Consider the following 18802-nt stretch of genomic DNA (forward strand, 5'->3'; position numbering starts at 1 on the left):
CATATATTGATGCTGAAATGACCGTTCCTCAATTTCCTGACCAAGCCAGCGCCGTGCCGCACTGCCGCCTGCGCAAGGCGCCCGAGGGGTTCCTCGACCGTGCCGGCATCCAGACCGTGTTCGCCGAAGGCCGCAAGGGCCGGCGCGACTTCATCCGCGGCGCCTTTGCCGCGGCCCTGGCCGGCACGGCCGCGGCCCAGGCCGGCGCGCAGGCCAATCCGGTGCCGGCCGAAGGGGGCGACCCCAACATCCTGAACCTGCCGCCCTGGTCCACCGGGCTGGGCCAGCCGGTGGTGACCGATGGCTACGGCAAGCCGTCCAAGCACGAGTCCAACGTGCAGCGCCGCCCCAGCCCCGGCCTGACGCAGACCACGCAGGCCTCGGTGTCGTTCGCGCCGCTGCAGTCGCTGTTCGGCATCGTCACGCCCAGCGGCCTGCACTTCGAGCGCCACCACCAGGGCTGGTGGGACATCGACCCGTCCAGGCACCGCTTCATGATCAACGGCCTGGTCAAGACCCCCAAGGTCTTCACCATGGACGAGCTGATGCGGCTGCCCAGCGTGTCGCGCTTTCACTTCATCGAATGCGGCGCCAACACCGGCATGGAGTGGGGCAACGTGGCCGTGCCCACGGTGCAGTACTCGCACGGCATGCTCTCGTGCAGCGAGTTCACCGGCGTGCCCCTGATCACGCTGCTGGAGATGGCCGGCGCCGATCTCAAGAAAGGCCGGTTCGTGCTGGCCGAGGGCGCCGACGGCTCCTCGATGACGCGCACCATCCCGATCGAGCTGGTCACCAGCGGCCAGGTGCTGGTGGCCTACGGGCAGAACGGCGAGATGCTGCGACCCGAGAACGGCTACCCGCTGCGCCTGGTGGTGCCCGGCGTGCAGGGCGTCAGCTGGGTGAAGTACCTGCGCCGCGTGGAGCTGGGCGACGAACCCTGGAACACCAAGGACGAGTCGGTGCACTACATCGACCTCATGCCCGACGGCCAGCACCGCCAGTACACCAGCATCCAGGAGTGCAAGAGCGTGGTCACCACGCCCTCGGGCGGGCAGGTGCTGCTGGACAAGGGCTTCTACAACATCAGCGGCCTGGCCTGGTCGGGGCGCGGCAAGATCAAGCGCGTGGACGTGTCGGTGGACGGCGGGCGCAACTGGCGCACCGCGCGGCTCGAAACGCCGGTGCTCGACAGGTGCCTCACGCGCTTCAATATCGACTGGGCGTGGGACGGCAAGCCCGCCATCGTGCAAAGCCGGGCCATGGATGAAACCGGCTTCGTGCAGCCCAACTACCGGCAGCTGCGCGCCGTGCGCGGCTCGCGCTCGATCTATCACAACAACGCCATCCAGTCCTGGCTGGTGCAGGAAAGCGGCGAGGTGAAGAATGTCCAGCTGTCGTAACGCCATCGCCGCGCTGCTGGCCGCCGCCTGCGTGCTGCCGGCGGCGGCGCAGGACAGGTTCCCCGGCATCGGCCGCGCCGCCACGCCCGCCGAGGTCAAGGCCTGGGACATCGACGTGCGCCCCGACTTCAAGGGCCTGCCCACCGGTTCGGGCAGCGTCGACCAGGGCCAGGACATCTGGGAATCCAAGTGCGCCAGCTGCCACGGCGTGTTCGGCGAGTCCAACTCGGTGTTCAACCCGCTGGTGGGCGGCACCACCAAGGACGACATCAAGACCGGCCACGTCGCCACCCTCAAGCGCACCGACTACCCCGGCCGCACCACCCTGATGAAGGTGCCTACCGTCTCCACCCTGTGGGACTACATCAACCGCGCCATGCCCTGGAACGCGCCCAAGTCGCTCAAGCCCGACGAGGTCTACGCCGTCACGGCCTACCTGCTGAACCTGGGCGACATCCTGCCGGCCGGCTTCACGCTGTCGGACAAGAACATCGCCGAGGTGCAAAAGCTCATGCCCAACCGCAACGGCATGACGACGCAGCACGCCATGTGGCCGGGCAACGAGTTCGGCGCCGGCAAGGTCAAGCCCGACACCCAGGCCAAGGCCTGCATGAGCCAGTGCGAGGTGCCGCAGGACGTGACCTCGCGCCTGCCCGCGCACGCCGACAGCGCCTGGGGCAACCTGCACGACCAGAACCGCCTGGTGGGGCCGCAGCGCGGCGCCGTCACCGTCGATGCCGCCAAGAGCGGGGCCGCCAAGCCGTCCGCGGCCGACCCGCTGGCCGCCGCCGTGGCCCTGACGCAAAAGAACGGCTGCACGGCCTGCCACGGCATGACGACCAAGCTGGTCGGCCCCGGCTTTGCCGAAGTGGCCAAGAAGTACGCCGGCCAGGCCGACTACCTGGCGGGCAAGATCGTCTCGGGCGGCGAGGGCGTGTGGGGCAACGTGCCCATGCCCGCGCAAACCCTGTCGCCTGACGACGCCAAGGCCATCGCCGCCTGGCTGGCCGCGGGGGCCAAGGCCCCGTGACGGGAGCCGGGGCATGGGGGGAAATCCCGCTGGGAAGCGCTCGCACTTCCGTTAACATCAACTCAATTGTTTAATCTGGATCAAGGAGATCGATTCATGCAGACTCGTCGCGAAACCCTTCGCCAGGGCGCGCTGGCCGCCGGCGTGTTGACCGCGGGCAGCCTGCTGTCGCAGCCGGCGCTGGCCTTCAACAAGGCTGCGTTCGACAGCAAGCAGATGGCCGACGCGCTCAAGGGCCTGGGCGTGACCAGCCCGCTGGCCGAAAGCAAGGACGTCACGCTCACCGCGCCCGACATCGCCGAGAACGGCGCCGTCGTGCCCATGACCGTGGCCACCACCCTGCCCAACGTCAAGGAGATGCTGCTGATGGTCGAGAAGAACCCCTCGCCCCTGGTGGCGATGTTCAAGGTCGGCCCCGAGGTCGAGGCCAACTTCGCCACCCGCTCCAAGATGGGCCAGTCCTCCGACGTCTACGCCATCGCCGTCACCACCGACGGCAAGGCGCTGTACGCCAAGAAGGAAGTCAAGGTGACCCTGGGCGGCTGCGGCGGCTGAGCGCGCCTCCCGCCTCTTCATCGAAACATTGAACGAACACTGAATCAGGAGTATTGACATGGGTGATCCGATGCGCATTCGCGCCCAGGCGAAGGACGACAAGACCACGGTGCGCGTGCTGATGGCGCACGAGATGGAGTCCGGCCAACGCAAGGATTCTTCGGGCAAGCTGATCCCGGCCTGGCACATCACCGACGTGACGGCCACGCTCAACGGCAAGCCGGTGTTTGCCTGCGAGTGGGGCCCGGCCGTCTCCAAGAACCCCTTCCTGCAATTCACCCTCAAGGGTGGCAAGGCCGGCGACAAGGTGGCCGTCACCTGGAAGGACAACAAGGGCGACACCCGCACCGACGAGGCGACGGTTTCCTGAGCGAGAGCGGGCCAGGGCCCCTGGCGGCGCGCGCCGCCCGATCTTTTCAACGACAACATCGATACACAGGAGACACTTGACGATGCACGCACGATCGCTTTGCCTGGCCGTGCTGGGGACGCTGGCCCTCGGCGCCCCGGCCCTGGCCCAGAAGACTTCCACCCAGGCCATCGAGGAATACCGCGAGATGCTGCAGGACGGCAACCCGTCCGAGCTGTTCGAGATGAAGGGCGAGGAGCTGTGGAGCAAGAAGCGCGGCTCCAAGAACGCCTCGCTGCAGCAGTGCGATCTGGGCAAGGGGCCGGGCGTGGTCAAGGGCGCGTTCGTCGAGTTGCCGCGCTACTTCGCCGACACCGGCAAGGTGCAGGACCTGGAGTCGCGCCTGGTGACGTGCATGAGCATGCTGCAGGGCATCGACCCCAAGGAAGTCATCAACGGCCAGTGGGGCAAGGGCGAGCGCGCCAACGTCACCGCGCTGGCCACCTGGATCGGCGCGCAGTCCAAGGGCATGCCCTTCAACCTGCCGCAGTCGCACGCGCAGGAGCGCGAGATGTACCAGGTGGGCAAGCGCCTGTTCTTCCAGCGCGGCGGCTCGCATGACTTTGCCTGCGCCTCCTGCCACGGCGAGGAAGGCAAGCGCATCCGCCTGCAGGACTTGCCGCGCCTGACGGGCAACCCGGGCGACGGCGTGGGCTTTGCCGCCTGGCCGGCCTACCGCGTGTCCAATGGCCAGATGTGGAGCATGCAGCATCGCCTGAACGACTGCTACCGCCAGCAGCGCTTTCCCGAGCCGACCTACGCCAGCGACGTCACCGTGGCCCTGGGCGTGTACCTGGGCGTGAACGCCCAGGGCGCCAAGTCCGCCGTGCCCACCATCAAGCGCTGAACCGGGAGCCCAAGCGATGACCATCAAGACCTCTTTCAAGCTGGCCGCCCTGGCGGCGGGTGCCGCGGCCCTGCTGGCCGCCTGCGCCGGCGGCGCCTCGTCGGGCACCGACATGAACCCGGCACAGCTCGATGCGCTGACGCACAAGATCGTGCAGGAGTCCTTCCACGACAAGGGCATCGTCAAGGTCAGCGAGGCGCTGGCCGGCGACCCGACGCTGAACGCGTGCGACGCCGCCGACGTGTCGGGCCACCCGATTTCGCCCGAGCGCGCCAAGGAGCTGGAAGCGCTCAACATGAAGACCATCCAGTGGCCGGCCGACGGCAAGTACCTGGGCGACTGGAAGTCGGGCGAGAAGATCGCCCAGAGCGGCCGTGGCCGCACCTGGACCGACACCGCCAGCACGCCCAACGGCGGCAACTGCTACAACTGCCACCAGATCACCAAGGAAGAAATCTCCTTCGGCACCATCGGTCCCAGCCTCTACCACTATAACAAGCTGCATGGCGTGACCGACCCCAACAGCCCGCAGGCGCAGGAGATGGTCAAGTACACCTGGGGCAAGATCTGGAACAGCAAGGCCTACAACGCCTGCTCCAACATGCCGCGCGCGGGCGCCAAGGGCATCCTGACCGAAGCCCAGGTGCGCGACATCGTGGCGCTGCTGATGGACCCCAAGTCGCCCGTCAACCAGTAAGGGCAGCGTACGGCCCGGTGTGGGCCTGTCGAGCGGGCTTCGGCCCTGCTCGAGCGGGTTCCCACCGGGCTTTTTTCATTTTGATACTTCAGCGAGTGCTGATATATGAATCTCACCAAACGCGAATTCATGCAGGTGCTGGGCGCCGCCAGCGCCGCCGGCCTGGGCCTGGGGCGCTTTGCCGACGCCAGCGCGCAGACGGCGGCCGAGGGGCTGTACGACATCCCGAAGTTCGGCAACGTGTCGCTGCTGCACATGACCGACTGCCACGCGCAACTGCGGCCCATCCACTTTCGCGAGCCCAGCGTGAACCTGGGCGTGGCCGACATGAAGGGCCGCCTGCCGCACCTCGTGGGCGAGCAACTGCTCAAGGCCACCGGCGTGAAGGCCGGCACGCCCACGGCGCATGCGCTGACGTATCTGGACTTCGAGCACGCCGCTCGGCGCTACGGCAAGGTGGGCGGCTTCGCGCACCTGGCCACCCTGGTCAAGCGCATGAAGGCCAACCGCCCGGGCGCGCTGCTGCTGGACGGCGGCGACACCTGGCAGGGCTCGGGCACGGCCCTGTGGACCCAGGGGCAGGACATGGTCGACGCCTGCAAGCTGCTGGGCGTGGACGTGATGACGGGTCACTGGGAGTTCACCCTGGGCATGGCGCGCGTCAAGGAGATCATCGACAAGGACTTCGCGGGCAAGGTTGACTTCGTCGCGCAGAACGTCAAGACCACCGACTTCGGCGACCCGGTGTTCAAGCCCTACGTCATCCGCCAGATCAACGGCGTGTCCTGCGCCATCATCGGCCAGGCCTTTCCGTACACGCCCATCGCCAACCCGCGCTACCTGGTGGCCGACTGGGAGTTCGGCATCCAGGACGAGAACCTGCAGAAGATGGTCGACGAGGCGCGCGGCAAGGGCGCGCAGGTGGTCGTGGTGCTCAGCCACAACGGCATGGACGTGGACCTGAAAATGGCCAGCCGCGTGACCGGCGTCGACGCCATCCTGGGCGGCCACACGCACGACGGCATGCCGCAGGCCAGCATCGTCAAGAACAAGTCGGGCCAGACCATCGTCACCAACGCGGGCAGCAACGGCAAGTTTTTGGGCGTCCTGGACTTCGACGTCAAGGACGGCAAGGTGGCGGACTTCCGCTACAAGCTGCTGCCGGTGTTCGCCAACATGTTGCCGGCCGACAAGGAGATGGACGCGCTCATCACCAAGATCCGCGCGCCGTATGAAGGCAAGCTGGCCGAGCAGCTGGCCGTCACCGAAGGCCTGCTGTACCGCCGCGGCAACTTCAACGGCACGGGCGACCAGCTCATCGTCGATGCGCTGATGGACGTGCAGGGCGCCGACATCGCGTTTTCGCCCGGCTTCCGCTGGGGCACCTCGCTGCTGCCCGGCCAGCCCATCACGCGCGAATGGCTGCTGGACATGACGGCCACCACCTACAGCTACGCCACCCTCACCGAGATGAAGGGCGAGATGCTCAAGACCGTGCTGGAAGACGTGTGCGACAACCTCTTCAACCCCGACCCCTACTACCAGCAGGGCGGCGACATGGTGCGCGTGGGCGGCCTCACCTACGCCTGCGACCCGCTGCAGGCCATGGGCCGGCGCATCAGCGACATGCGCCTGAAAGGCCAGCCCATCGACGCCGACAAGACCTACAAGGTGGCCGGCTGGGCCCCGGTGGCCGAGGACGCCGCCAAGGCCGGCAACAAGATGGTGTGGGATGTGGTCGAGCAATGGCTCAAGGCCCGCGGCGGCAAGGTGGCGCCGCGCCAGCTCAATACGCCCAAGCTGGTGGGGGGTGCGCTGCCCAACCCCGGCTACGCCGCCTGAGGGTTCGGCACCCGTTCAGGGTGCTATGATTGAAATAGCTTATGGCGCTTGATGGATAAGCGCCGGAGGCCATTTTGATCAGAAATTCTCATGGATGCTGAAACAAGTGGGGCGCCGGATTTCGAGCGCGAGCACCATCGCCTGGATGCCCTGCTGCGCGCGCACCTGCTGGCCGTGGTGGGGCAGGACTTTGCCGGGGCGCAGCAAAAATTTGTGCGCTGGCACCGGGGCCTGCTGCGCCACATCGAGATCGAGAACACCCGCCTGCTGCCCCACGTGCCCGCCGGCGCCCGCTGGGACGCCCGCATCTACCTGCTGGAGCACGAGCGCATCGCCCTGCTGGCGCAAGAGCACGCCGCACGCATGGCCGCGCTGGCCCAGCGCGCGCCGCGCGGCGAGCCCGCCCGGCGCCGCGCCGCCCTGGCCCTTCTGGACGCCGCGCACGCGCTGCGCCACCTGCTGGAGCACCACCACCAGCGCGAGGAGATGGCGTTGGCGCATGAACTGCCCGCTGCGCTGCAAGCGGCGGCCTGGGCATCAGGGTGATTCGGGTATTGGAACGTCGGGAAATAAAGTTCGGGTAGCTTCTCTTTCGATAGCTGTTCACGCTTGTTGGACAGGCGCTAGAGTCTGATTTGATACTCAATCAAAACCCATCGACCGGTGCCCAACCCACCAGGTTCATCTGCTCGTCCAACAGCGCCACCCAGCAGTCCAGCGTCTTGCTGCTGACCAGGGGCAGGTAGCGGAAAATAATGATCTGACCCTAATCTTCCCCTGCGCGAGCGCCTGCATCTGTCCCGGCCGGTACTGGCGAGCTACCTGCGCACCAACCCCCGCACGCTGGAAAACTGGGAGCAGGGCCGGGCCAAGCCCAACGCCCAGGCCGCGCTGCTGATCCGCCTGGTCGAGAAGTTTCCAGACACGGTTGACCGCCTGGCCGCTGTTTGAATCGTCTGCGGGCTGGGGTGCCCGGCAGGCCAAGCGGGATGGCCAATTTGCGGGTGATGGACTGTGATCTACCCTAGTCAAGCGCTGCGGGCCGGTGCAATGCTCAATCAAAACCCATCCACCGCCGCCCAGCCCACCAGGTTCATCTGCTCGTCCAGTAGCGCCAGTGCGGTGTGGTCGCGGTGTTTCAAGTCATCTGTCCCCGATATCAGCGCTCAAAACGAATCCAGTGCCACGAAAGCCAGCGGTGCCGCAGTCGTGGCGTCCAGCAGCACCGTCCACACCACGCCCTTGCGGCCCTGGATGGGCAGATATTTCAAATTGGCCACGGCGCGGCCCGACTGTGCCACGCCCGCGCGGATCAACGCTGCATCCTTGGGAAAACGCCCCTCCAAATCCGCTACGGGCCGCGCCGCCGCCAAGATGGCTTGCCGGCCTGCCGTGTAAGGTTGCCAAAGCTCGGGCCGCGCCGCCACCGGCACGCCATCCAGGGCCTGCATGGTGTAGTCCACCACCTCGCCACCCACCAGCGGGCGCAGCGACAGCCAGGTGGGACCCGTCAGCGGCAAGGCATCGATCCCCGCCGGCGTGCGCGGCAGCAGGCTGGCTGGAATGTCATTGGCGTGCACCACCCGAAAGCGGTTGTACTCAAACACCGCATGCACCGGCCGTGCCTCGTAAATGGTGTGCAGGCCATAGCCCAGCGCCGCCAGTTGCAGCACGCCGATCACCGAGAAGTCCAATACCTTCTCGCGCCGCGGCTTGCGCGGGTTGAACACCACGAACGTGATGAGCGGCCCGATCACCACGTCCACCCCCGCCACCAGCCAAAACAACTCGCGCCCGCCCGAAAGCGCCCGGAAAGGCACCCGATACCACACCCAGAACACCAGCGCCGCTGCCATGGCCGCCACGCCCAGGCTCAGTGCCAGATGAACGGCCAGCGCCCGAAATTTGTTTTTCCAGAAAATCATGTCCATTCCTCACTTGCGCCGCTTGCTCACCCGCCGGCGCCGATGCGGCAGGCATCCTTGTGCCGCGCCGCATCAAAGTCCACCATCCGCTCGCCATAAGCCACCATTCGCGGGGCGGCGCTGGACGGGCGGTTGAGAAGGCTTTCCGCCGGCAACCCACCGGCCACCTCGATCGATGACAGGTCAAGCAAGGTCGAATACAGCGCTCGGGTGGTGTAGGGCAGCTTTTCATGGGCCTGCAAGCGTTGCCACACCTCGGGTCGTCGTGCCCGCAGTTCCTCACTCAGCCAGACGAACACCGGTACCCGGTACGCTTCCTCGCTGCGGCGTGTACCGCTTTGCGAACTGCAGGCGCCCATGCTCGGGTCCACGCCGTGATCGGAAAAATAAGCCACGGCCGCACGCCCGCCCACGCCCCGCACGGCATCCAGAATTTCGCCCAGGATGTGATCGGTATAGCGAATGCTGTTGTCGTAGCTGTTGTTCACCGCATCGCCCGTACGGGCCTGCTGGGTCTCACCGCTGTGTCCGGCGCCCTGGCCCGAAGGCTGGAAGTGATCGAACGCGGGAGGGTAGCGCTGCGCGTAGTCGAAGTGGCTTCCCAGCAGATGCACCACGATGAACTGGCGCCCGCCCTGCTGCAGCGTCCGGCGCAACGGCCCGAGCAGGGCTTCGTCATACGTGTTGCCTGCGGCGTCGTAGGTCGACGGGTTTAAAAACAGCACGTGATCGGCCCCATGGGCGTACAGCCCGATCGACGTGTCATGCCGTCCCAACGGCGCCTGATTGGAAAACCAGAACGTCTGGTAGCCCACCTCGGAAAAAGCCTTGACCAGCGACGGCTCCGCATCCAGATCCACCCGGCCGTCGGGCCGCAACACCGGGCGGCGCGACAGCACGTTCGGCACGGCCGAACGTGTGGCCGTGGACAGCGCCACCACATCGGAGAACAAGGCCGCGCCCGGCATTCGCGCCATGCGCGGTGTGGTGTCGCGGCCGTAGCCCAGCGCGCCCCAGTGGGTGGCGCTGGCCGATTCGCCAATCACCAGCACGACCAGATCAGGCACCTGATCCGGCTTGGCCTGAGTCGCGTGCAGGCTGCGCGTGGCCAGGGTGGTTTCCAGTGTCTGCAGGCTGCGCCGCTGTTGCCGATAGTGGCTGACTGCAACCCACAGGTTGACGGGAAACGTGTTTTCCCACTCAACACCCCAACCATGGCTGCCTTGCCCCAACACCGTATCCGCCGCGGACGCCGTGCCGATGGCGGGCTGGCTGCCGCCCGGCCAGTTGGACCACAACAGCAAGGGCAGGCCGATGGCCAGCACCCATGCGCGCGAACGGCCGCGCCAAGCCACCTTTTGGCGCCAGGCCCAGACCATCGTGGCGGTGTACGCACCCAGCCAGACCAGGGCCAGGGCGCCCAGTTGAAACCCAAATGCCGAAGCGAAGTTGGTTCCCTCGTCCCAACCCGTTTCCCAGGCCACGGCCACGATGTGCGAGGCAATGGGGGTGCCGAAATTCAGGCGCACCCACATTTCCACTGGCCAGATCAGGGCAAATGGGATGGCCGACGCCATCGCGAGCCACATGCGCGACCAGAGTGCAAACCAGAGTAGCCAGAAAAAAGCGCCCAGGCCGACCGAGTCGATGAACGAAGTCAGCCCTGCGGGGCCAGCCCTCCATGTCGCAAAAAAACTCGGTATCCAAAGAGCCAGCAGAACCCCCGCGAACGCCCATGGTGCCGCAAGGCGAACGCAGCCATCTTTTGAATGATCCATGGATATGCGGTCTTGGCTCATTGGCTGGCGTTCAACGGCACCGCAACGGTCGCGTCCTGGCGAGTCGAATCGACTGTTGAAGTTGCATATGGGCATTTTCGCTGTAGGCGTGGCGGAAAATTTCAAGCTCACGGCACGCCTCCGGGTCCTGATCGTGCAAAAACAGTGCCAGCACATACTGCCGTTTGACCGCTCGCCACGGGTAGCGCAGCGCCACACGTCGCGCCCGCTCCACGCTTGCGGCATCCGCTGCTTTCGCATCGGCCAGAGTACGCACCAGGGCCGCCACGTCGTCGCCAATCGGCACGCGCCGATCGAGTGGCGCAAAATCAGCCATTGCAGCGTCGCCCGACAAAGCGGCGCGCATGGGCTCTTCTGCCTGCGTCTGGACCCAGAGCAGCGCCACGCCGAGGATGGAGCAAATTGCCAACAGCAAAGCCACCGCCCAGGGGCGTGCTTGGCGCATGGCCGGGGCATCGAAACGGGCCACGTGCCCGACAAGAATTCCCGCAGGAATCAGGAAATAAGCGTATGCGTGGGGAAACTCCAGCAAACTGTGCAGCGCCACCGGGCTGAGCATGAGCAGCGGGTGAAATCTGGCCTCATCACGCAGGCTGGCATGTCGCACCAGCCATGCGGCGCACGACAACGTGAACACCAGGGCCGCCGGAATGCCGAACCAAAGGGCAACATCCAGCGGCAAGTTGTGCGCGAAGCCCACCATGCGCCCACCCGGGTAAACCGGCGCCATGGCATCCTGCCCCGCACTGACCTGCAGCCAGCCATAACCTGTCCATGGCTGCGCTTGGGTAGCCGCAAGTAATTGGCGCCAGATGAGAAGCCGCGATTGGCTCTGAAGGTCGGTGGCCGCGCGTCCTGGTTCGGCTCCCAACCATGCTGCCAAGTCCTGGAAGCACGCCCGCGCCACCAGCAGCAGCAGCAAGGCCAGGCCGAATTGCAACACCTGGGCGCGGTTGTGTTCCACCCAGGCCGCACGCCACAACCACATCAGCAGCACCAAAACCAGCGCCACCAGTCCCGTGCGTGAGTCGCTGCTGAGAACGCCAAACGCCAGCACGGCCACCGCCAGCCAGAACACCGAAGTGCCCACCTGGCGCTGTGCCCGCAAACAACCCAGGCCGGCGATGGCCATCACCAGCAGCGTCGCGTAGTGATTGGGCTGTACCAGGTTCGACAGCGCGCGCCCACTGGAGCCGCTCACCCACAGGCCGTGCGGCAGCCCCAGCCACTGGATGGATGCAAGCGCGACGCTCGTCAATGCGCCCAGCGTCAGGGCCAATCCCAAGGCGGTCAGCACGGCATCGTTTTTGACCTGGGCACTGGGGCCGCGCCAGCCCAGGGGCATCGAAAAATGCGACGGATTGGCGCCCACCGCCCCGGCCAGCAGCCACAGGGTTGCAAACAGAACGCCGGCGTAAAAATCAGTCTGGAACAGCAAGCGGCTCAGGGATGCATCGATGACCAGCGCCGCCAGCAATGCCGCGGCCGGCACCACGATGGCTGCTGGCATCCGAATGTGCCCGGCGCGCAGCAGCGGCATGGCGCCAATACACAGGCCTGCCCCCGCTGCGAACTCGTTGTAGAACGACACCCAGGGGTCGTAGTGGTTGGGAACCAGCCAACCAAGCGCCAGGATGAAAAACCCGAAAGTCAGAAACCGCAGGCGATCTCAACTCTGAAGTGCAACACCAGTGGTTGAGAATCAATGAATCGTAGCCGAATCTTTCTCGCTGATGGCCGTCATGATGCGCTTGAAAGCTTGGTAGGGACTGTCCCATCCCAGCGTCTGCCTGGGTCGGTTGTTCATCAAGTCGGCAATCGAGTCCAGCGCATCTTGGTCATGCACCGACAGATCGGTGCCCTTGGGCAGGAACTGGCGCAGCAATCCGTTGGTGTTCTCGCAACTGCCCTTTTGCCAAGGACTGTGCGGATCGCAAAAGTACACCTTCACGCCCGTGGCCTCACTGAGCGCCTTGTGCCGCGCCATCTCCCGACCCTGGTCGTAGGTGAGCGTTTTGCGCAGCGGCGCAGCCACCGCATTGAGCTTGGCCGAGAACGCCGCCAGCGCACTTTCTGCCGTGCTGCTCTGCATCTTGCACAGCAGCACAAGACGCGTTGTACGCTCCACCAGCACACCGACCGCAGACTGGTTGCCCGCACCCTTGATCAGATCGCCCTCCCAGTGCCCGGGCATCAGGCGGTCTTCGATCTCGGGCGGGCGCACATGGATGCTCACCATGTCAGGGATCTTCCCTCGTCGATCCTGGCCCGCAGAGCGGGGCCTGCGCGTGCTCTTGCCTTGGCGCAGCAAGGCGATGAGCTGGCGGCGCAGCTCCCCGCGTGGGTAGGCGTAGATGGTGTCGTAGATCGTCTCGTGCGAGACGTGCCAGGCGGGCTCATCGGGATGCATGCGCCTGAGTGTGCTGGCAATTTGCTGTGGCGACCAGCACCAGCTGAGCAGCGTGCAAACCGTCTGCCACAAAGCGCCATCGGCATGCAGCTTGGGCAAGGGTCGGGCATCGATGCGGCGCTTCAGATATGCGTGGTGGGCGCTGCTGCTGGCGTAGCCGCTATCGCTGCTGTTGCGCCGCAGTTCGCGACACAGGGTGCTGGGGCTGCGCCCCATCAGTCGCCCCATGGCCCGAAGGCTCCAGCCTTGCTGGTGCAGCGAGCTCAGCGTCATGCGCTCTTCAGCCTGCAGTTGTTTGTATCGTGTTCCCATCGGTGCAACTTACCTCATGTGAGGGTGTTGCACTTCAAAATTGAGATCGCCGCATGAAAAAAACCTCCCCGCAGGGAGGTTTTTAAGCGTAAGGGCCTGAATCCAATCAGGACTTGCAGGAGCCCGGCAGGAACTTGTTGATCGTGGAGCTGGCCAGTTGAACACCTACCGCGTCACCACCACCGCAAGACCAGGAACTGATTTGCTTGCCTTGATCGCTGTTCGCGGCTGACACGCTGAGTGCAGTCGTCCCAATATAGGGAATCATCACGACAAACTTGCCGTCGATGTTGGTGTCATTAAAGCCTCGAGCCTTGGCCGAAATAACGCCGTCTTTCGACGTTTGGACCTGCGCAACGTATTTGGTCGGCTCCGATCCAGCAGTACTGGCAATGTTTGCCTCGCATCCCCAGCCATTGTCGATGCCGAGCTTGTCAGCCGCCATGCTTTGCACTTGCTCGGTAATGGTGGTGCGGCACTGCGACGCGGCCAGCACAACCTCCGACAATTTGGCCTTCTTGGTGTAGTCCTGATACGCCGGCAGCGCCACGGCAGCCAGAATACCGATGATGGCCACCACGATCATCAATTCGATCAGCGTGAAGCCTTGCTGGAGTTTTTTCATTTCGATTTCCCTTCAAGAAATGTTGGAACCTTGGAGACACTCGTTGACGTGCGTCGCCGCACACCTTGAATGGATGCACGAGGTGTGCCAAAAATTGGGCCGAGGTCGACTCGTGAAAAAATGGGCGTTTTGGGCGTGCACCAGGTGTGCAGCAGGCGCCAAGATGCGATTTTGTCGCGCCGGGCGGCTGACACGGAGCGGTCTGTCGCGTCAATTGGGCGACATGGCGTGCACTGGGGATAGCAGCGTGGGCTGCGGCGTTGCATGGTGCGGATAGCTGATCCTGGACGAATTGGCCAGGGTGCTACCCGTCTTGCACGGGTGCAAATGACGTCTGCCAAAATCCGCAACCTGGCGGACAGCCTGATGTCGATGACGGGGTGAGTTCCGGACGCGGATTTGCCCGACCCGATCGATCCGGCGGTTCTGCTGCCATTGGTGGTGTCGTGAGGCCTGATGAGGTGTTGGCAGGGTCACTAGAATGGGTCGCATGCAGCCCGCCGATGCCTTTCGCCCCATCAGCCTGAACACGGCCGCCGTCCTGACGGGCCGCAGCATGCGCACGTGGCAGCGCCGCATCGAGGAAGGGCAGGTGCCGCGCCTGGGCGACGGGCGCGGCGCGCAGGTGCCGTTTGCGGCGGTGCGGCCGGAACTGGCGGTGGACTTGACCGACGAGGACGTGCAGATGCTGGTGCGTGCCGACCAGGGCGATGCGGCGGCGCAGGCCGACGTGGGTGCGCTGTTTGCGCTGACGGCGCTGGACGAGGCCAGGGTGGACGCGGGCAGCAAGCCGGCGCCCCTTGCTCGGGGGGCAGGGGGCGGCATTACGCCAGCGCTGCACTTCCTCACGCAAGCGGCGCAGCAGGATGAGGCCGATGCCATGCACTGGCTGGGCATGCTGCACGCGGACGGGCTGTGCGAGGGTGACGGCCGGGCCATGGCCCTGATGTGGATTGCCAAGGCCGCGGCGCATGGGCATGTGATTGCGCAGCGGCAACTGGCAACCTTGATGCCGGGCGGCGCAGCGCCGTGAGCCATGCACCGGCGGCAGGCCGGGCCCGGTGATAACTCTTCTTTTGATAGCTGGTCGCGCTTTCTGGATGAGCGCTGGGGCCTGTTTTGGCCTGGAACCTCAGCCCCGCGTCACGCGCAGCACCTCTTCGCGGCTGGTGATGCCCTGCGCGATCAGGCGCTCGCCGTCCTCGCGCATCAGGTGCATGCCCTGGGCCAGCGCGGCGCGGCGGATGTCGGCCTCGGCGGCCTGGCCATGGATCTGGGCGCGGATGCCGTCGTCCACCACCAGCAACTCGAACACGCCGGTGCGGCCCGCGTAGCCGGTGTGGCCACAGGCCTCGCAGCCGACCCCGCCGCCGGGCCGCCCCAAGGCGGGGTCAGCTCCCTCGGGGGGCAGCGCAGCAACGTGAGTGCGGAGCGTGGGGGCCAAGCCAGTTCCGTGGCAGGCCGTGCAGAACTTGCGCACCAGCCGCTGCGCCAGCACGCCGAGCAGCGATGACGAGAGCAGAAACGGCTCGACCCCCATGTCGGTCAGGCGGGTGACGGCGCTGGCGGCGTCGTTGGTGTGCAGCGTGGCCAGCACCAGGTGGCCGGTCAGGCTGGCCTGGATGGCGATCTGCGCGGTCTCGATGTCGCGGATCTCGCCGATCATCACGATGTCGGGGTCCTGCCGCAGGATGGCGCGCAGGGCGCGGGCGAAGGTCAGCTCGATGCGCGGGTTGACCTGCGTCTGGCCGACGCCGGGCAGCTCGTACTCGATCGGGTCTTCCACCGTCATGATGTTGTTGTGCGCCGCGTCCAGCCGCGCCAGGCTGGCGTACAGCGTGGTGGTCTTGCCGCTGCCGGTGGGGCCGGTGACCAGGATGATGCCGTGCGGCTGGGCGATCAGGTGCTCGAACTTGCGCAGCACCTCGCCCTGCATGCCCACCGACTCCAGGCTGATGCGGCTCTCGGATTTGTCCAGCAGGCGCAGCACGGCGCGCTCGCCGTGGGCGCTGGGCAGGGTGGACACGCGCACGTCGATGGCGCGGGTGCCCAGGCGCAGGCTGATGCGCCCGTCCTGCGGCAGGCGCTTTTCGGCGATGTCCAGGTCGGCCATGATCTTGAGGCGGCTGATCAGCGCCGCGTGCAGGGCGCGGTTGGGCTGCACCACCTCGCGCAGCGCGCCGTCGACGCGAAAGCGCACGCTGCTGTGGCGCTCGTAGGGCTCGATGTGGATGTCGCTGGCGCTGTCGCGCGCGGCCTGCGTGAGCAGGGCGTTGAGCATGCGGATGATGGGCGCGTCGTCGGCGGCCTCCAGCAGGTCCTCCACCGCCGGCAGCTCCTGCATGATGCGCGAGAGGTCGGCGTCGCTTTCGACCTCGCTCACCACGGCGGCGGCGCTGGATTCGGCCTGCGAGTAGGCGCTGCTGATGCGCTGGGCCAGCGTGGGCGCGTCGAGCTGCTGCAGCTGCAGCGCCGCCGCGTCGGCGCCGTGCTGGCGCAGCACCTCGCTCAGGTGGGCGGGCTCGGGCGCGCCGTCGTGCCACAGCGTCAGCTGCCCGCCGTCGTCCTGCAGCAGCAGGCGCGCCGTGCGGGCAAAGGCGTAGGGCAGGGGGTAGCGCATGGCTACGGGCTGGTGCGGGTCAGGCTGGTGCCGGGGTCGCTGCTTTCGCCGCTGGCGGGCATGTGGATCAGCGGCGGTGGCGGGGCCGGCCGGCTCCAGCCCTGGCCCTGCTGGGTGGGCACCACGGGCGGCAGCACGGGCGACTGGTTGATCTTCAGCACGCTGCTGGGCTCGGGCTGGGTGCGGCCCTGGGCGGCGCGCATCAGCTCGTAGCGGCTGAGCGAGAAGGCCTCGCTGTCCACCGCGTCGCGCACCACCACCGGGCGCAAAAAGACCATCAGGTTGCTCTTGGTGATGCTGCGGTTGCGGCTCTTGAACAGGTTGCCCACCACCGGGATGTCGCCCAGGCCGGGCACCTTGTCCTCGCTCTCGGTGTATTCGTCTTCCATCAGCCCGCCCAGCACCACGATGGCGCCGTCGTCCACCAGCACGCTGGACTCGATGGCGCGCTTGTTGGTGATGATGCCCTGGGGCGAGCCGACCGAGGTGGGGTCCACGGTGGAGGCCTCTTGGTAGATCACCATCTTGACGGTGCCGTTCTCGCTGATCTGCGGGCGCACGCGCAGCGTCAGGCCCACGTCCTTGCGCTCGTAGGTCTGGAATGGATTGAGTGATGTGCTGCCGGAGCCGGTGTTGGTGTAGCTGCCGGTGACGAAGGGCACGTTGCGCCCGACGACGATCTTGGCCTCTTCGTTGTCCAGCGTCAGCAGGGTGGGGGTGGACAGCACGTTGCCGGTGCCCGTGCTCTGCAAAAAATTGGCCAGCGCGCCCAGCGTGAACAGGCCGTTGATGCGGTGCCCCAGGCCCAGGTTCAGGCCCTGCGGCGGCATCACCAGGTTGGCCGCCGAGGGCGTGCCGTTGGCGAACTGGCCCACCAGGTTGAGGATGTTGCTGCCGCCGGCGCCGTAGTTGGTGCCGATGATGCCCACGTTGCTGCCGTCGCGGCGGCCCAGCAGGCCCTGCCACTGGATGCCGAACTCGGCCGCCTTGTCGGCGCGCACCTCGGCGATCAGGCTTTCGACGAACACCTGGGCGCGGCGCTGGTCCAGCTTGTCGATGACGGCGCGCAGCTCGCGGTACACCGGCTCGGGCGCGCTGATGATGAGCGAGTTGGTGGCCGGGTCGGCCTGGATCTGCCCGCCGGTGGACGGCTGGTTGTTGCTCTGTGCGTCGATGCTGGGGCCGCTGGCCAGGCCGTTGCCGGCGTTGGCGCCGAGGGCCATCGGGTTGCTGTTGCCCGGGCGCGATGACGCGCCGCCGCCGCCACTGGCGGCCGCCCCGGCGCCGGCGTTGGCGCTTTGGCCCGGCAGCGCCGCCAGGGCGGCGCGCAGGGTCACGGCCAGCTTGGTGGCGTCGGCGTTCTTCAGGTAGACCACGTGGATGTTGCTGCCCTCGCCCGGGGCGGCCTGCGCCGGCGGCTGGTCGAGCTGCTCGATCAGCGAGCGCGCCAGCGCCAGCCGCGCCGGGTTGGCGGCGCGCAGGATGATGGCGTTGCTGCGCGGCTCGGGCAGCACGGCGGTGGCGTAGCCGCCCTCGCTGCCGCCGCCGGCCGCGCGCACGGCGGCCACGGCCTGGGCGGGCGCGGCCGCGGGTGCCAGCGGCGCGGCGGCGCCGCTGGACTCCAGCAGCCGCGCCACCAGCGGCGCCAGGTCGGAGGCCACGGCGTGCTTGAGGGGCACCACCTCCACCCCGGTGGCGTTGGACACGTCCAGCGCGGCGATGATGCGCCCGATGCGCTGCAGGTTGTCGCCGTAGTCGGTGATGACCAGCGCGTTGGTGCCGGGGTTGACGTTGATGGTGTTGTTGGGGCTGATCAGCGGACGCAGCACCGGCACCAGGTTGTTGGCGTTCTCGTGCGTCAGGCGAAAGATCTGCGTCTGGACTTGCCCGCCGCCCCTGACGGCGCCGGCCGACACGCTGCCGGCCTGCAGCTTGGCCTCCGCCTCGGGCAGCACCAGCGCCAGGCCGTTTTGCTCGACCAGCGCAAAGCCCTGGATGCGCAGCTGCGCCGCGAACAGCGCCAGCGCCTGCGCGGGCGACACCGGCACCGTGCTGCTGAGCGTGATGGTGCCCTTGACGCGCGGATCGACCACCACGTTGCGCCCGCTGAGCGTGGCCATGGTGCGCGCCACGGCGTCGATCTCGGCGTTGACGAAGTCCAGCGTCACCCGGCCGCCCTCGGCCTGCTGGGCTCCTGCGCCCGTGCCGGCGGCATGGGCGCTGGCGGCCAGCGTCAGCAGCAGGCCGGCCAGCAGGGGGCGCAGCAGGGGACGGGCGGGAAAGCGGGCCATGGACGGAGCGGTTGGGTGAGCAGCAGGCACTGTAGCA

16 protein-coding genes are annotated in these 18802 nt (G+C 66.8%); 9 read left to right on the top strand and 7 right to left on the bottom strand.

Features of this window, described 5'->3' with window-relative positions; all coding sequences use genetic code 11:
• Positions 1-17 precede the first annotated feature (17 nt).
• From soxC to H6927_07100, 8 genes are all read left to right on the top strand, one after another.
• Positions 18-1403 (top strand): sulfite dehydrogenase, encoded by a 1386-nt coding sequence (gene soxC / locus H6927_07065; GenBank protein ID MCP5217860.1) that lies wholly within the window; start codon positions 18-20, stop codon positions 1401-1403.
• A complete protein-coding gene (locus H6927_07070; GenBank protein ID MCP5217861.1) occupies positions 1387-2433 on the top strand; it encodes a c-type cytochrome in 1047 nt (348 codons plus the stop codon). The genes soxC and H6927_07070 overlap by 17 nt, the downstream gene beginning before the upstream one ends.
• A gap of 96 nt (positions 2434-2529) precedes the next feature.
• Positions 2530-2988 (top strand): thiosulfate oxidation carrier protein SoxY, encoded by a 459-nt coding sequence (gene soxY / locus H6927_07075; GenBank protein ID MCP5217862.1) that lies wholly within the window; start codon positions 2530-2532, stop codon positions 2986-2988.
• A 58-nt stretch (positions 2989-3046) separates the two neighbouring features.
• Positions 3047-3358: a thiosulfate oxidation carrier complex protein SoxZ gene (gene soxZ, locus H6927_07080; protein MCP5217863.1), complete on the top strand. Its 312-nt coding sequence runs from the start codon at positions 3047-3049 to the stop codon at positions 3356-3358.
• An 82-nt stretch (positions 3359-3440) separates the two neighbouring features.
• A complete protein-coding gene (soxA, locus tag H6927_07085; protein ID MCP5217864.1) occupies positions 3441-4244 on the top strand; it encodes a sulfur oxidation c-type cytochrome SoxA in 804 nt (267 codons plus the stop codon).
• Positions 4245-4260: 16 nt separating this feature from the next.
• Entirely contained in the window at positions 4261-4941 is a 681-nt protein-coding gene (soxX, locus tag H6927_07090; protein ID MCP5217865.1) for a sulfur oxidation c-type cytochrome SoxX, read from the top strand.
• A 105-nt stretch (positions 4942-5046) separates the two neighbouring features.
• Entirely contained in the window at positions 5047-6783 is a 1737-nt protein-coding gene (soxB, locus tag H6927_07095) for a thiosulfohydrolase SoxB (GenBank protein ID MCP5217866.1), read from the top strand.
• 90 nt (positions 6784-6873) lie between these two features.
• Entirely contained in the window at positions 6874-7329 is a 456-nt protein-coding gene (locus tag H6927_07100) for a hypothetical protein (protein ID MCP5217867.1), read from the top strand.
• Positions 7330-7949: 620 nt separating this feature from the next.
• Here the strand turns inward: H6927_07100 and H6927_07105 are convergent.
• The 5 genes from H6927_07105 to H6927_07125 all read right to left on the bottom strand — a co-directional run bounded on the left by H6927_07105 (position 7950) and on the right by H6927_07125 (position 13854).
• Entirely contained in the window at positions 7950-8708 is a 759-nt protein-coding gene (locus H6927_07105) for a pilus assembly protein (GenBank protein ID MCP5217868.1), read from the bottom strand.
• 26 nt (positions 8709-8734) lie between these two features.
• The gene (locus H6927_07110) at positions 8735-10486 is read right to left on the bottom strand and encodes a phosphoethanolamine transferase (GenBank protein ID MCP5217869.1); all 1752 of its coding nucleotides are present in this window, start codon (positions 10484-10486) and stop codon (positions 8735-8737) included.
• Between the two features lie 31 nt (positions 10487-10517).
• Entirely contained in the window at positions 10518-12098 is a 1581-nt protein-coding gene (locus H6927_07115) for an O-antigen ligase C-terminal domain-containing protein (GenBank protein ID MCP5217870.1), read from the bottom strand.
• Between the two features lie 111 nt (positions 12099-12209).
• A complete protein-coding gene (locus H6927_07120; protein MCP5217871.1) occupies positions 12210-13229 on the bottom strand; it encodes an IS30 family transposase in 1020 nt (339 codons plus the stop codon).
• A gap of 106 nt (positions 13230-13335) precedes the next feature.
• Entirely contained in the window at positions 13336-13854 is a 519-nt protein-coding gene (locus tag H6927_07125) for a pilin (protein ID MCP5217872.1), read from the bottom strand.
• 490 nt (positions 13855-14344) lie between these two features.
• Here H6927_07125 and H6927_07130 point away from each other — a divergent pair, with 490 nt between their 5' ends.
• Positions 14345-14887, top strand: coding sequence for a hypothetical protein (locus H6927_07130; GenBank protein MCP5217873.1), 543 nt, complete (start codon positions 14345-14347; stop codon positions 14885-14887).
• Between the two features lie 99 nt (positions 14888-14986).
• On the opposite strand, the gene gspE is transcribed toward H6927_07130, so the two are convergent.
• Positions 14987-16474, bottom strand: coding sequence for a type II secretion system ATPase GspE (gspE, locus tag H6927_07135; protein ID MCP5217874.1), 1488 nt, complete (start codon positions 16472-16474; stop codon positions 14987-14989).
• A gap of 2 nt (positions 16475-16476) precedes the next feature.
• On the bottom strand, positions 16477-18765 hold the full coding sequence (gspD, locus tag H6927_07140; GenBank protein MCP5217875.1) for a type II secretion system secretin GspD: 2289 nt from the start codon (positions 18763-18765) through the stop codon (positions 16477-16479).
• Between the last annotated feature and the right edge of the window lie 37 nt (positions 18766-18802).

The sequence above is a fragment of the Burkholderiaceae bacterium genome (assembly GCA_024235995.1).
Taxonomy (GTDB): domain Bacteria; phylum Pseudomonadota; class Gammaproteobacteria; order Burkholderiales; family Burkholderiaceae_C; genus Ottowia.

Bases quoted from the DNA above. Each gene is read 5' to 3' on its own strand.
- soxC (MCP5217860.1), top strand. From the start codon at position 18: ATGACCGTTCCTCAATTTCCTGACCAAGCCAGCGCCGTGCCGCACTGC.
- H6927_07070 (MCP5217861.1), top strand. From the start codon at position 1,387: ATGTCCAGCTGTCGTAACGCCATCGCCGCGCTGCTGGCCGCCGCCTGC.
- soxY (MCP5217862.1), top strand. From the start codon at position 2,530: ATGCAGACTCGTCGCGAAACCCTTCGCCAGGGCGCGCTGGCCGCCGGC.
- soxZ (MCP5217863.1), top strand. From the start codon at position 3,047: ATGGGTGATCCGATGCGCATTCGCGCCCAGGCGAAGGACGACAAGACC.
- soxA (MCP5217864.1), top strand. From the start codon at position 3,441: ATGCACGCACGATCGCTTTGCCTGGCCGTGCTGGGGACGCTGGCCCTC.
- soxX (MCP5217865.1), top strand. From the start codon at position 4,261: ATGACCATCAAGACCTCTTTCAAGCTGGCCGCCCTGGCGGCGGGTGCC.
- soxB (MCP5217866.1), top strand. From the start codon at position 5,047: ATGAATCTCACCAAACGCGAATTCATGCAGGTGCTGGGCGCCGCCAGC.
- H6927_07100 (MCP5217867.1), top strand. From the start codon at position 6,874: ATGGATGCTGAAACAAGTGGGGCGCCGGATTTCGAGCGCGAGCACCAT.
- H6927_07105 (MCP5217868.1), bottom strand. From the start codon at position 8,708: ATGATTTTCTGGAAAAACAAATTTCGGGCGCTGGCCGTTCATCTGGCA.
- H6927_07110 (MCP5217869.1), bottom strand. From the start codon at position 10,486: ATGGATCATTCAAAAGATGGCTGCGTTCGCCTTGCGGCACCATGGGCG.
- H6927_07120 (MCP5217871.1), bottom strand. From the start codon at position 13,229: ATGGGAACACGATACAAACAACTGCAGGCTGAAGAGCGCATGACGCTG.
- H6927_07125 (MCP5217872.1), bottom strand. From the start codon at position 13,854: ATGAAAAAACTCCAGCAAGGCTTCACGCTGATCGAATTGATGATCGTG.
- H6927_07130 (MCP5217873.1), top strand. From the start codon at position 14,345: ATGCAGCCCGCCGATGCCTTTCGCCCCATCAGCCTGAACACGGCCGCC.
- gspE (MCP5217874.1), bottom strand. From the start codon at position 16,474: ATGCGCTACCCCCTGCCCTACGCCTTTGCCCGCACGGCGCGCCTGCTG.
- gspD (MCP5217875.1), bottom strand. From the start codon at position 18,765: ATGGCCCGCTTTCCCGCCCGTCCCCTGCTGCGCCCCCTGCTGGCCGGC.